The 11,566-nt window shown below is 71.2% G+C and carries 14 protein-coding genes; 5 read left to right on the forward strand and 9 right to left on the reverse strand.

Features of this window, described 5'->3' with window-relative positions:
- Nucleotides 1-57: 57 nt before the first annotated feature.
- The 3 genes from ACWDX9_RS52130 to ACWDX9_RS52140 are packed head-to-tail and all read right to left on the reverse strand — an operon-like array spanning nt 58 to nt 2,919.
- A complete protein-coding gene (locus tag ACWDX9_RS52130) occupies nt 58-1,191 on the reverse strand; it encodes a cytochrome P450 (protein ID WP_449969270.1) in 1,134 nt (377 codons plus the stop codon).
- On the reverse strand, nt 1,188-2,144 hold the full coding sequence (locus ACWDX9_RS52135; protein ID WP_449969272.1) for a phosphotriesterase family protein: 957 nt from the start codon (nt 2,142-2,144) through the stop codon (nt 1,188-1,190). The genes ACWDX9_RS52130 and ACWDX9_RS52135 overlap by 4 nt, the downstream gene beginning before the upstream one ends.
- Nucleotides 2,137-2,919: a phytanoyl-CoA dioxygenase family protein gene (locus tag ACWDX9_RS52140; RefSeq protein ID WP_449969274.1), complete on the reverse strand. Its 783-nt coding sequence runs from the start codon at nt 2,917-2,919 to the stop codon at nt 2,137-2,139. Before ACWDX9_RS52140 ends, ACWDX9_RS52135 begins: the two co-directional genes overlap by 8 nt.
- 96 nt (nt 2,920-3,015) lie before the next feature.
- On the opposite strand from ACWDX9_RS52140, the gene ACWDX9_RS52145 reads away from it, so the two are divergent.
- From ACWDX9_RS52145 to ACWDX9_RS52155, 3 genes are all read left to right on the forward strand, one after another.
- Complete coding sequence (locus tag ACWDX9_RS52145; RefSeq protein ID WP_449969276.1) at nt 3,016-3,660, forward strand: hypothetical protein; 645 nt, start codon at nt 3,016-3,018, stop codon at nt 3,658-3,660.
- Nucleotides 3,661-3,723: 63 nt separating this feature from the next.
- On the forward strand, nt 3,724-4,632 hold the full coding sequence (locus ACWDX9_RS52150; RefSeq protein WP_449969279.1) for a TIGR03621 family F420-dependent LLM class oxidoreductase: 909 nt from the start codon (nt 3,724-3,726) through the stop codon (nt 4,630-4,632).
- A gap of 38 nt (nt 4,633-4,670) precedes the next feature.
- Nucleotides 4,671-5,255 (forward strand): histidine phosphatase family protein, encoded by a 585-nt coding sequence (locus ACWDX9_RS52155; protein ID WP_449969281.1) that lies wholly within the window; start codon nt 4,671-4,673, stop codon nt 5,253-5,255.
- A gap of 4 nt (nt 5,256-5,259) precedes the next feature.
- Here ACWDX9_RS52155 and ACWDX9_RS52160 read toward each other — a convergent pair whose 3' ends face one another.
- The 6 genes from ACWDX9_RS52160 to ACWDX9_RS52185 form a co-directional block, all read right to left on the reverse strand.
- The gene (locus tag ACWDX9_RS52160) at nt 5,260-5,526 is read right to left on the reverse strand and encodes a sigma factor (protein ID WP_364255507.1); all 267 of its coding nucleotides are present in this window, start codon (nt 5,524-5,526) and stop codon (nt 5,260-5,262) included.
- A 106-nt stretch (nt 5,527-5,632) separates the two neighbouring features.
- Nucleotides 5,633-6,514, reverse strand: coding sequence for a maleylpyruvate isomerase family mycothiol-dependent enzyme (locus ACWDX9_RS52165; protein ID WP_449969284.1), 882 nt, complete (start codon nt 6,512-6,514; stop codon nt 5,633-5,635).
- A gap of 20 nt (nt 6,515-6,534) precedes the next feature.
- The gene (locus tag ACWDX9_RS52170; protein ID WP_449969287.1) at nt 6,535-7,293 is read right to left on the reverse strand and encodes a hypothetical protein; all 759 of its coding nucleotides are present in this window, start codon (nt 7,291-7,293) and stop codon (nt 6,535-6,537) included.
- Between the two features lie 43 nt (nt 7,294-7,336).
- Nucleotides 7,337-7,594, reverse strand: a complete 258-nt coding sequence (locus ACWDX9_RS52175) for a hypothetical protein (RefSeq protein ID WP_449969290.1) — start codon at nt 7,592-7,594, stop codon at nt 7,337-7,339.
- A gap of 88 nt (nt 7,595-7,682) precedes the next feature.
- Nucleotides 7,683-7,919: a DUF397 domain-containing protein gene (locus tag ACWDX9_RS52180; protein ID WP_185072716.1), complete on the reverse strand. Its 237-nt coding sequence runs from the start codon at nt 7,917-7,919 to the stop codon at nt 7,683-7,685.
- Nucleotides 7,920-8,741: a helix-turn-helix domain-containing protein gene (locus ACWDX9_RS52185; RefSeq protein WP_350741585.1), complete on the reverse strand. Its 822-nt coding sequence runs from the start codon at nt 8,739-8,741 to the stop codon at nt 7,920-7,922.
- A 377-nt stretch (nt 8,742-9,118) separates the two neighbouring features.
- Between ACWDX9_RS52185 and ACWDX9_RS52190 the strand changes: the two genes are divergently transcribed.
- Both ACWDX9_RS52190 and ACWDX9_RS52195 read left to right on the forward strand, forming a co-directional pair.
- On the forward strand, nt 9,119-9,613 hold the full coding sequence (locus ACWDX9_RS52190; protein ID WP_449969292.1) for an ATP-binding protein: 495 nt from the start codon (nt 9,119-9,121) through the stop codon (nt 9,611-9,613).
- A gap of 80 nt (nt 9,614-9,693) precedes the next feature.
- Nucleotides 9,694-11,566, forward strand: a 1,873-nt coding sequence (locus ACWDX9_RS52195) for a helicase-associated domain-containing protein (RefSeq protein ID WP_449969295.1), incomplete at its 3' end; no start/stop codon positions are given.

Here is an 11,566-nt window from a genome sequence, read left to right on the forward strand (position 1 = left end):
TCCGCCGTGCCGGAACGGCCGGAGGCGAAGTCCACCGAAAGCCGCATGGCGCTCTCCTTAGTTCCGGACCGCTGCTCCCAGCTCGGACAGCCGCACGTCGAGCGCGGTGCGCAGCTGCAGGCGGCCGAGCGCGGCGCCGACGCAGAAGTGGATGCCGTAGCCGAAGACCATGTGCTCGGCGGCGTTCGGCCGGTCGATCAGGAAGCGCTCGGGCTCGGGGAAGACGCTCTCGTCGTGGGCGGCGGAGTCGGTGGAGAGCAGGACGAGGGCTCCGGCCGGGATCGTCACGCCGTGCAGGGGGATGTCGGTCACGGCGTAGCGGAACGAGCCCAGCGACGCGCCGTCGATGCGCATGCACTCCTCGGCGGCGTTCGCGACCAGGTCGGGCGGCACCGGCCAGGCGCCCTCCCGCAGCAGGCGCAGGACGGTGTTGCCGAGCTGGTTGGGGACGGTGTCGTTGCCGCCGAGCAGGATCGTGGAGATCAGCTCGACGACCTCGCGATGGGTCAGCTCCGCGCCGATCAGGGAGGTCATCAGGGACGTGAAGTCGTCCTGCGGGTCCTTGGCCCGGGAGGCGACCAGGCGGTCCACGTAGTCGAGATAGGTCAGGAAGCTGCCGGCGAGTTCGAGCTGGCGCTCCGGCGGCTGCGGCGACAGGAAGAGCTGGAACCAGTCCTTGACGTGCGCCTGCACGAACGCCTCGTCGGCCTCGGGCACGCCGATGAAGCGGGCGGTCAGCTTGATGGACGGCTCGTGGCCGATCTCGCCGACGAAGTCGGCGCTCTTGCGCGGCTCCAGGCGGTCGAGCAGGTCCTCGTTGAGCCGCCGGAACTCCTGCTCCATGGCCGCCACGGCGCGCGGCGTGAACGCCTTCGACACCGACCGGCGCAGGCGGGTGTGGTCGGGCGGGTCCACGTTCGCCACGAAGCTGGACAGGAACGAGCCGTGCTCGCCCAGCTTCTCCCTGGTCTCGCGGGTCAGGCTGCGGGAGATCGTGAGCGAGCCCTTGGAGGAGAAGCGCCGCGGGTCGCCGTAGGCCGCGCGCACGTCGGGGTAGCGGGTCAGGACGTACGCGCCGAGGTGCTCGGAGTGGAAGACCGGCCGCTCCCGGCGCAGCCCGCGGAGGAAGTCGTACGGGGCGGCGACGTGCCAGTCCGAACCGACGTCGAAGTCCTTGATGTCACCGGTCATGCGAAGATCCTCCGCGGGTTGTCGACGAGCATCTGGTGGACCTGGTCGTCCGTGACGCCCCTCTTGCGGAGCTCGGGAACGACGTCGCGGGGGACGTGGAGAAGGTGGTAGTTGGGGTGGCGCCGCCGTACGACGTCGGCGTCGAAGCGGTCGTTGAAGCAGTACGAGTCGTGACTTAAGACCATTTTTCCGGCGTGTCCGCGCTCGCAGAGCTTCGCCACGATCTCCACGCGGTCCTCGAACGGGCTGATCGTCTCGATGCCGAAGCGGTCCATGCCGAGGTAGGAGCCGTTGGCGATCAGCTCTTCCAGGTAGGCCACGTCGGTGGAGTCCCCGGCGTGCCCGATGACCACCTTGCCCAGGTCCACGCCGAGCTCGCCCAGGAGGCGCTGCTGTTCGAGGCCGCCCCTGGAGGCGCTGTGGGAGTGCGTGGTGATCGGCGTGCCGGTCTCCAGGTGCGCCTGCGCGACCGCCCGGAACACCCGCTCGCAGCCCCTGGTCATCCCCAGGTGGTCGGAGGCGCACTTGAGCATGGCCGCCTTGACGCCGGTCCGCCCGATCCCCTCGACGATGTCCCGTACGAAGAACTCGGCCAGCCGGTCCGGCCCCCCGAACAGCGACCCCGGACCCCGGTTGGCGAAGTACGGCGGCAGCGCGTCGTAGGTGTACAGGCCGGTGGCGGCCACGATGTTCACACCGGTCAGCTCGGCCACGCGCTGGACGGCGGGGATGTACCTGCCGAGCCCCACCACGGTCAGGTCCACGATCGTGTCGATGCCCTCGGCCTTGAGCGCGTCGAGCTTGCCCGCCGCCTCGCGCGCCCGCGTCTCGAGGTCCCAGCCCTCGGGGATGTCCGGCCAGTTCCACAGGATCTCGGGGCTCAGCCCGAAGACGTGCTCGTGCATGAGCGTCGCCCCGAGCTCCGCCACCGGCCCCCGTACGGTCTCAGGCATCCCGGCCTCCGAGGCTCACGACGGGGAACCTCTCGTGCTCGAACGGCCGGTTGACCTCGAGCCCGAGCCCGTCGGTCTGCCGGTAGGGCAGGCCGGTGTAGAGGGCGTCGGCGTCGAAGTACGTGACGGTGAACGACAGGCGCGGGCTGTCGCGGCGGTTCGCGGGCGCGCCGTGCACGGTCAGGGCGTGGTGCACGGTGGCGTCGCCCGCCTTGAGGTCGAGCGGCGGCGACAGCTCCAGCTCCTTGAGCCACGGGTGCTGGGTGAGCTGGTCGTCCCCCGGGCGGGTGAAGCTCCGGCCGAGCAGCCCGTACCGGTGCGAACGGTCGTAGAAGCGCAGCGACCCCATGTCGGCGGGCACGTCGGCGAGGGCCAGCCAGACGGTCAGCATGGCCGAGCGGTCCATCGGCATCCAGGGGAAGTCCTGGTGGAACTCGGTCGCGCCGTGCTCCCCCGCCTCCTTGACCAGGAGGTTGGTGACCTGCACGCGCACGGCCCGGACGCCGCGCAGCAGCCGTACGGCGTTGCGCCCCATCTCGGGGCTCGACGTCAGCGCGCCGAACATCTCGTCGCTCGCCGCGATGTCCCTCGACTGCCCGAACGCCTCGTCGACCAGCGTCTCGTGACTCCTGGACCGGCCGTTCATGAAGCCGGTGGCGCGTTCGCGCAGGGCCGCGGCGGTGCCCGGGTCGACCAGCCGGCCGAGCCGCACCCAGCCGTGCTCGCCGAAGAACGCCGCCTCGTCGTCCGTCACCTGGCGCACCGGGATCTCCATGCCCCCAGTCTGGCACCTAAGCAAGCGCTTGGTAAACCCGCGATTTGAGTAGCCCCTACTCATGCACGCCCCACCCCGCGGGCTCACCCTCGGGGCATGACCACAGTTGAGACAACCCCCTCCACCGCCGGCTTCACCAGGAGCGCGATGATCGCCTGCGCCGCGATCTCACCGCTCACCGTCGCCGTGTCCCTCCTGCTCGGCCCGTTCGACGCCACGGCCGAGGGCGAGCCGTACATCCGCGCCATCGTCGCCGACCTCGGCGCGTACGCGCTCTGGAGCTGGGTCGCCGCGCTCGGCACCGTCACCCTCATCCCCGCGATCTTCGCGGTGAGCAAGGTGGCCCGGTCGGGGCGGCCCGCGCTGGGACTGGTGGGCATGATCCTGGCCTTCGCCATGGCCCTGCCCTACGGCCTGACCTCCGACGACACCATCTACGCGGCCGCCAAGGCCGGGCTCGACGTGCCCACCACGAACCGGCTCGTCACGGAGCTGAGCGAGGGGATGCCGACCTCGGTCCTCGGGTTCACGTTCTTCCTGAGCCTGCTCGGGTTCGTGCTGCTGGGGGTCGCCGCCCTGCGCAGTGCCGCGCCGAAGTGGGCGGCCATCGCCATGATCGTTGCGCCGTTCCTCATCCCGGTCGCCTGGATCGCCGGGCTCCCGGGCGCGGTGGGCGGCGTGGCCTGGCTCGTCTTCACCGCCGCCGCCACCGGCATCGCCCTCGCTCTCCCCTCCCGCTGACCCGCGCGGCCGGTCGGCGCGTACAGTGTCGCCCAAGCGCTTGCTCAACGTGAGGGAGGCATCGTGCGGCGGTTCAGGTTCGGGGCGGTGGTGCGGGAGGCCGGGTCGGGCGCGGCCTGGGCGGAGAAGGCGCGGCGGCTCGAAGGGCAGGGGTACGACGTGCTCCTCGTGCCCGACCATCTCGTCGGCCCCAGGTTCGCCCCCATCGCCGCGCTGACGGCGGCCGCCTGCGCCACCAGCCGGCTGCGGGTCGGCACGCTGGTGTTCGCCAACGACTTCCGGCATCCGGCCGTGCTTGCCAAGGAGGCGGCCACGCTCGACCTGCTGTCCGGCGGGCGGCTGGAGGTCGGGATCGGGACCGGGTGGATGGCGCGCGACTACGACGGGGCCGGGCTGACGCTGGAGCCGCCGGGGGTGCGGGTGGAGCGGCTGCGGGAGGCCGTGGCCGTGCTCAAGGGGCTCTGGGGGGACGGGCCGTTCAGCTTCCAGGGCAAGCACTACCGCATCGACGGGCTCGACCAGCAGCCCAAGCCCGTACGGAGGCCGCGCCCGCCGATCGCGCTCGGCGGGGGCGGGCCGCGCATGCTGCGGCTGGCGGCCGAAGAGGCGGACGTCGTGAACCTCGGGATGCGGGTCCGGCCGGACGGGAGCGGGCCCGACGACCGGGACGGCGGGCCGGCGGCGTTCCTGAGGAAGATCGAGATCGTGCGCGAGGCCGCGGGCGAGCGCTACGACGCGCTGGAGCTGGGGACGAGCGTGGTGCAGGTGGGCGAGCGGAAGGCGGAGGAGGCATGGAGCGCGGCCGACAGCTCGTCGCTCGGCGAGACGCCGCAGGTCCTGCTCGGGACCCGCGCCGACATCATCGACAAGCTTCGCTATTGGCGGGATGAGCACGATATTTCGTATTTCGTGGTGCATCATGAGCGCGACCTGGACGCCTTCGCCCCCGTCGTCGAGGAGCTCGCCACCTGACGCCGGGCCGGAATCGGGCATACCGGATGATGGACTCCATGGAAGAGATGCTGCTGCTCCGGCACGGTGAGACCGAATGGAGCAAGGCGGGTCGGCACACCGGACGTACGGACCTGCCTTTGACGGAGCACGGCGAGGACCAGGCCAGGGCGTTGGCGCCGCTGGTCAAGGGGCAGTCGTTCGACCTGGTGCTGGTCTCCCCCGCCCAGCGCGCACGGCGTACGGCGGAGCTGGCCGGCCTGACCGGTTACGAGGTGGACCCGGACCTGTGGGAGTGGGACTACGGCGGCTACGAGGGGATCACCACGCCGGAGATCCGCGAGAGCCACCCCGGCTGGTACCTGTGGCGGGACGGCGTGATCCCCGGCGACGCCGAGCACCCCGGGGAGAGCGCCGAGCAGGTCGCCGCCCGCGCCGACCGGGTGATCGAGCGGGCCAGGAAGGCCGAGGGGCGGGTGGCGCTGGTGGCGCACGGGCACTTCCTGCGCGTGCTGGCCGCCCGCTGGCTGGGCCTCGGGCCCGAGGAGGGCAGGCTGCTGAAGCTGGACACGGGCACGTACTCGCGGCTCGGCTTCGAGCACTCCGAGCCCGTGCTCCTGACCTGGAACGCCCCGATCAGCTGACGGGTCAACCGACCTTCGAGCGCACGGCCGACTCGTGCAGGGCCCGGCTGACCAGCCAGCCGCGCAGCGACCCCAGCGCGGGGTCGTAGGAGAGCGGCTGCTCCCACAGGGCCGTGAACACGTTCTGGGTGATCTCCTCGGCGTGCGCCTGGCTGCCGGTGACCCTGACCGCGACCCCGTACACGTACGATCCGTGCTGGTCGTAGGCGTCGGCCAGCGCGTCGAGGTCACCGGCGGTCAGCCGCGTGCACAGCTCCATGTCTGTGTTCATGGCCTCACTCCGCGAGGCGAACTCGGTCGCCCTCGATGCCGTCGCCATCCCCCGCTCTGGTCGCTTCGCTCCTGCCGCTCCTCCAGGCGACGGCGCTCCCTCGCCATCAGTCACACCCCAACGTGGCGGCGGCGCTGATCATGTCGCGGGCGAGGGCGGAGTCGCCCTCGGCGGCGTACGGGAAGGAGTCCGGCGGCCGGCGGTTGGCCAGCAGCCGGCAGAAGTCCACCGCGCCGGCCGACAGCAGCACGGCGACGTGGTCGGAGGCGGGCGACAGCGGGATCGTCCAGGTGCCGCCGCCCGGCCCGGTCAGCACGACGGTGGCCGAGACGTCGCGGCGCGGCTCCCGCATCGCCCGCGGCAGCAGCGCCAGCCCGAACTCGGCGATCATGTGCACGTGCTCGGGACGCGGCGGCTCCTGGGAGCGGTCGGTGGCGGCCCTGATGTCGTCGGCGTGCGTCCACGTCTCGAACGTGCGCTGGATCAGGGCCTGGCGCAGCGGCGCGCGGGCCGGCCGGGCCCCCGCCAGCGCGACCTCGACGCCGAGCAGCACCTCGCTGCCGGCGGAGACCCGTTCGAGCAGGCTGCCGGCCTGCTCGCGCCAGCGCCGGTGCACGGGCAGATCGCTCATGCCGCGCACGCCCATGAACCGGGCCACGGTCGCGTCGTTGGCCGCCAGGTGCTCCACCAGCCCCCTGACCGTGCCGTGCCTGGCGATCGGGGCCTCCCACTGGGGCCCGCTCAGCTCGCCGAGCAGGTCGTCCATGAGCGCGACCTGCTCCGCGTACGGGACCACCACGGACGACACGCCCAGCACGGCCGGGCTGCGGCGGCGGCGCGCCTTGGACAGCACCGCCTCGCGCAGCGTGGGCGGCGGCTCCGCCGCCGGGTCGGGATGGTCGAGCAGCGCGATGGCGGCGCGGCAGTCGGGGCACGCGGCGACGTGCTCGTCGGGGCTCTGCCCGTTGGAGAGGTAGGAGTCCGTCATGGCCACCTCCGCAGCCGACGCTAACCCGGCGGGACCTCCGGCGCCAGGCGGCAACCGGGGAACGGTGCCAGAAGCGTCTCACGCCAGGGGCCTTCCAGATAGTCGCGAGCCCGTTTGCTCCAGTCCAGAAGCCGGGAATCGGGCGCGACCTCGTCGTCGAGGCCCAGAGCGGCGTCGCGGGCGCGCTGGGTGGCCAGGTGGTCGTCGAGGGAGACGGCCCAGACGGTGACGGCCTCGGTGTCGCAGAACAGCACCTCGTACAGCCCGACCAGGGTGTGGCCGTGCTCGGCGAGCAGCGGCGCCCGCTCGGTGCGCACGGTGTGCAGGTAGTCGAGCGCGGCCCCCGGGCGGACCCGGGCGCTCTCGAAGAGGTAGAGCTCGGCGGCGGGCGCCTCGGACAGCGGCGGGCAGCCGGGCACGGCGCCGAGGGGCCGGGAGAAGGCGGAGAAGCGCAGGTCGTCGATGTCGGACAGGAAGAGCCGCTCGTCGACGCCCTGGTAGATCTCCATCATCTGCCGCCAGCCGCCGTCCCACCCGCCGTGGCAGTCCCACAGCGTGACGGCCTTGAACTGCGGATGGCCGGTGATGCCGACGGCGTAGAAGGCGCCCACCAGGTCGATCTCGCGGGACCTGATGGACATGCCGGAGGTGAGCGAGGGCGCGGCACGGCTCTCGTCCTCGCGCTTGTAGCGGGTCAGCCAGGTGAGGTACTCCAGGGGCCGCCTGGAGTTCATCGGCCGGAAGTCGACCTCCTCGATCAGGTGGATCGCGCGCCGCACCACGCCTCCTCTACCAAGCGGTTGCTTGGCACGAGGATAGCGATCAGGTCAGCGTTTGGGAAGGTTGCGGCCCCCGCCCCGTGAGCCACTCCAGGACCCTGCGGTGCCCGGAGGCGGCGTCCTCGAAGTGGCCCCAGTGCCAGTACCGCGGCTGGTCGCGGATGCCGGTCACCCAGGTCCGGTAAGAGACGGAGGCCCCCGTGGTGGCGGGCGCCACTCCATACGTACGGATCACGACCTTGCCGCCGGGTGCGAACAGCACGTCGTCGGCGATCGGATACAGGGTCATCTGGTCGAGCATGACCCTGATCCTCGCGGCAACAGAAGGCCGGACTGTTAAGCCTCCGGCGCGCCCCCGTTAAGCGGGCGCGCCGGAGGTTACAAGGCTGTTAAACGAGCAGGCCGTCGAACTCTCCGTCCTTAACCCCGAGCACCAGGGCCCGGATCTCGTCGCGGGTATAGATGAGGGCAGGGCCGTCGGGGAAGCGCGAGTTGCGCACCGCGATCCCCCCGTCAGGAAGCTCGGCGAGCTCCACGCAGTTGCCCTGCGAGTTGCTGTAGCGGCTCTTGCGCCAGGCGACCTGCGTCAGGTTCGCCGCGGGCATGCCGTTGTAGGTCTGGTTCATCTACATCTTTCTGAGAAGACCGCCGATGAGCTCGACGGTGCCCCCTGGCGTGGTGCTCTCCACGCACAACTGCTCCATGGCCGTGAGGTACGGGTCGATGTCCTCGCGTTTGTCCAGGTACAGGGCACCCCATAGCTGCTCGACGTAGACAACGTCCGACAAGTCGGACTCGGGAAACCGCAAGATGCTGAACGCGCCCCCTTCAGCGGCGTGCTTGCCGAACCTGAAGGGCATCACCTGAATAGTGATGTTGGGAAGGGCAGCCACTTCCAGCAGATGCTGGAGCTGCTCCGCCATGACCTCCCGCCCGCCGATGGTCCTCTTGAGCGCTGCCTCGTCGATGACGGCCCACAGGCGGGGTCCGTCCTTCTGGGTGAAGCGCTCCTGACGCTGCATGCGCATATGCACGCGGCGTTCGATTTTGTCTGGACTCAGACCGGGGTTGCCAAGCTGGAATACCGATCGCGCATACGAGGCAGTCTGCAACAAACCGGGCACGAACTGCACCTCGTAGGTGCGGATCATCTCGGCGGCCTCCTCCAGGCCCACGTAGGTGGTGAACCATGAAGGCAGCTCGGCCGAGTACTTGTGCCACCACCCGGGGGTGTTGGCCTCGCGAACCATCTCCAGCAGGGCACGGCGCTCGGCATCGTCGACGACGCCGTACAGGGTGAGCAGGTCTTCCACGTCACGTGTCTTGAAACCGACCCGCCCGAGCTCCATCCGGCTGATCTTGGACTCGGACGCCCGGATGTGGAATCCGGCCTGTCCGCGGTCGAGCCCGCTGGCCTCACGCAGGCGCCTGAGACTCGCCCCCAGCATGATGCGCCGAACGGTCGAAGCAGAACCGGGCGGATCAATGGACACGTGCTGCTCCTTGTTCGTTTCCTTGCGACGCGATGGGCCGCGTTCGGCGGTCCACCGCAAGTAGCGGAGTATGCACCCATGGTGGGCCGCACCCAGCGGATCGCCATAAGTAGCGGAGTCTGCACTTACGGTGAGCTGCGGTCGGCGGCCCACCGCATGTTGCGGGGTATGCACGTACAGTCTGTCACTTCACGGCCGAAAGATCATGGGCCGCGGACAAGATCCCCTTTCCCCCATATTGACCATTTGAGGGCAACGGTAGCGCGTGCACAGGTTGTCTGCACGTGCATTCGCCCTTGCACCTGCACGAGAGTTTGTCGCAGAATGATCACGTGCAATCCACCACGGCGCCCGGCCAGTGGACCACGTTCGATTGGTGGCCTCCGGTCGGCTGGTGGCCGGAGGCGGCCCGCGATCTGCTGGTCCCCGGCCCGTCCGCGAGCGCCACGTTCGTGCTCCCGCCCAGCCCCGCCTCCGTCCACTCGGCCCGCAGCTTCACCACCGGCACGTTGTCGGGATGGGGGCTCGCCGAGCTGATCGAGAACATGGAGCTGGTCGTCTCCGAGCTCGCCACCAACGCGCTGCGCCACGGCCTGCATCTGGACGAGCCCCACTGCCGGCGCCCCGTCCACATGTCCCTCGTCCGCCGGGGACCCCTCGTGACCGGCGCATTCACCGATCCAGGCTCATCGGTGCCGGTGCTGCGATACCCTGGCCCCCTTGACACCGGCGGCCTCGGACTCCACATCGTCGAATCACTCAGCCTCCGCTGGGGCTGGTCCGCACTTGCACCTCACGGGAAGATCGTCTGGGCAGTCCTCTCCTGACCGGGGGTGATCTGCATTACCGTGGATGCTCATGGCTCACGGTGAGTCCCCGCGTGCGACCCCATGAGAGTTGCTCACAGATGGAAGATCACCTGCTCGGCTGGCTGCGAAAACTGAACGAAGACAGGCTGGGCCGTGTCCTGGCCAACCGGCCCGACGCCATCGCCGCTCCCTGGCCGCGGCGGCTCGACACCCTGGCCCAGCGGCTGAGCAACGGCTTCGCCGTGATGGAGACCCTGCGGGCCCTGCCGCTGCCCTGCCTGCAGCTCGCCGAGGCCGCCCTGGCCATGACCCGCCCCACGGCCGAGCGGCTGGCCGGCTTCGTGGACGCGCCGGTCGACGAGGTGACCCCCTGGCTGGAGCACCTGTACGACCACGCGCTGGCCTGGCCGGGCGAGGACGGCGTCATCCATCTCGCGGAGGGCGTCGCCCGCTGGTGGTCCGCCCCGCTCAGCCTGGGCGAGCCGCTGGACCACTACCTCAACTCCTGGTCGATCGGCAACGACGCGCTGCACGCGCTGGCCCGCAACCTCGGCCTGTCCTCCCACGGCCACAAGCGCCGCGTCATCACCCGCGTCACCGAGGCGCTCGCCGACCGCGAACGCCTCAACGCGCTGCTGCGCGGCGCCCCCGACGGCACGATCCCGCTGCTCGACCGGGTCGCCTGGCAGGGCCCCGCGCTCAACGTCGACGGCGGCCGGTTCGTCACCCCCGGCACACCGGAGAAGTGGTGCGCCGACCACGGCCTGCTCTTCCGCCCGAGCTGGCACGTCGCGGAGATCCCCCGCGAGGTGGCGATCTGCCTGCGCGGCCCCGGCTACCACCCGGCCTTCCGGCCCGAGGCGCCCGAGGTGGCCACGATCCCGGTCGACCCCGAGGAGGTCGACCACCTGATGACACTGGCCGCGCCGCACGTGGTCGAGCGGTGCGCGGCCCTGCTCGACAACACCGCCAAGACCCCGCTGCCCCTGCTCAAGACCGGCGGCGTGGGCGTGCGCGAGGTGCGCAGGGTGGCCAAGGAGACCGGCTGCGACGAGGACGAGACGCGGCTGCTCCTGGAGGTCTGCGCGGTGGCCAGGCTGCTGGCCTGGGACGAGCAGTCGGGCGGCATGATCCCCACCGAGCGCTTCGACCGGTGGCGGCTCGACGAGGGCTCGGCGCGGCTGCGGGTGCTGCTGGCGGCCTGGTGGCGCATGGAGCGCTCGTCGCTGCGCAAGGTCGACGGCAAGTACGGCACCGTGCTCGGCGACGACCCCTCGGGCAGCGCGGTCGCCAGGATCCGCAGGGCCGTGCTGGCGGTCCTGTCCGGCCTGCCCGCGGGCACGGCGTTCGCCGACCGTGACAGCCTCGTGGCCAGCGTCCACTGGCACGCGCCGCTGCTCGACCTGGAGCTGCTGCTGGCCTGCGCGCCCGCCGTGCTCGACGAGGCCACGCTGCTGGGCCTGCTGGCCAACAACGCGATCACCGACCTCGGCCGGGCGATGGCCGGGCTCATCGCCGGGCCGGGCGACGAGAACGACGACGCCGTGCCCATGGTCGAGCACGACCCCGTGCTGGCCGAGGCGGCCACCAGGGCGCTGGCCAGCGTGCGCAGGAGCGCGCTGTTCGGCCCCGACCTGACCGCGGTCGTGACCGGGCCGCCGTCGGCGGAGCTGGCGGCGCTGCTCGACCGGGCCGCCGACCGCGAGTCGCGGGGCGCGGCCTCGGTGTGGCGGTTCACGACCGAGAGCGTGCGCCGGGCGCTCGACCACGGCTACGACGCCGACGCCCTGCTCGACGAGCTGGCCGGGGTCGGCACGATCCCGCAGCCGCTCGAATACCTCGTACGCGACACCGCGCGCAGGCACGGCGAGGTCACCGTCAGCACCGTCGGATGCGTCGTCCAGGCCGGCGACCCCGCGCTGCTGGCCGAGATCGCCGCGCACCGGCGGCTGGGCCGGCTGGGCCTGCGGC

It is taken from the genome of Nonomuraea sp. NPDC003201 (assembly GCF_053590415.1).

What these genes read in the sequence shown, in the direction of transcription:
- ACWDX9_RS52130 (WP_449969270.1), bottom strand. Translation starts at nt 1,191, where the DNA reads ATGACCGGTGACATCAAGGACTTCGACGTCGGTTCGGACTGGCACGTC.
- ACWDX9_RS52135 (WP_449969272.1), bottom strand. Translation starts at nt 2,144, where the DNA reads ATGCCTGAGACCGTACGGGGGCCGGTGGCGGAGCTCGGGGCGACGCTC.
- ACWDX9_RS52140 (WP_449969274.1), bottom strand. Translation starts at nt 2,919, where the DNA reads ATGGAGATCCCGGTGCGCCAGGTGACGGACGACGAGGCGGCGTTCTTC.
- ACWDX9_RS52145 (WP_449969276.1), top strand. Translation starts at nt 3,016, where the DNA reads ATGACCACAGTTGAGACAACCCCCTCCACCGCCGGCTTCACCAGGAGC.
- ACWDX9_RS52155 (WP_449969281.1), top strand. Translation starts at nt 4,671, where the DNA reads ATGGAAGAGATGCTGCTGCTCCGGCACGGTGAGACCGAATGGAGCAAG.
- ACWDX9_RS52160 (WP_364255507.1), bottom strand. Translation starts at nt 5,526, where the DNA reads ATGAACACAGACATGGAGCTGTGCACGCGGCTGACCGCCGGTGACCTC.
- ACWDX9_RS52165 (WP_449969284.1), bottom strand. Translation starts at nt 6,514, where the DNA reads ATGACGGACTCCTACCTCTCCAACGGGCAGAGCCCCGACGAGCACGTC.
- ACWDX9_RS52175 (WP_449969290.1), bottom strand. Translation starts at nt 7,594, where the DNA reads ATGCTCGACCAGATGACCCTGTATCCGATCGCCGACGACGTGCTGTTC.
- ACWDX9_RS52180 (WP_185072716.1), bottom strand. Translation starts at nt 7,919, where the DNA reads ATGAACCAGACCTACAACGGCATGCCCGCGGCGAACCTGACGCAGGTC.
- ACWDX9_RS52185 (WP_350741585.1), bottom strand. Translation starts at nt 8,741, where the DNA reads ATGCTGGGGGCGAGTCTCAGGCGCCTGCGTGAGGCCAGCGGGCTCGAC.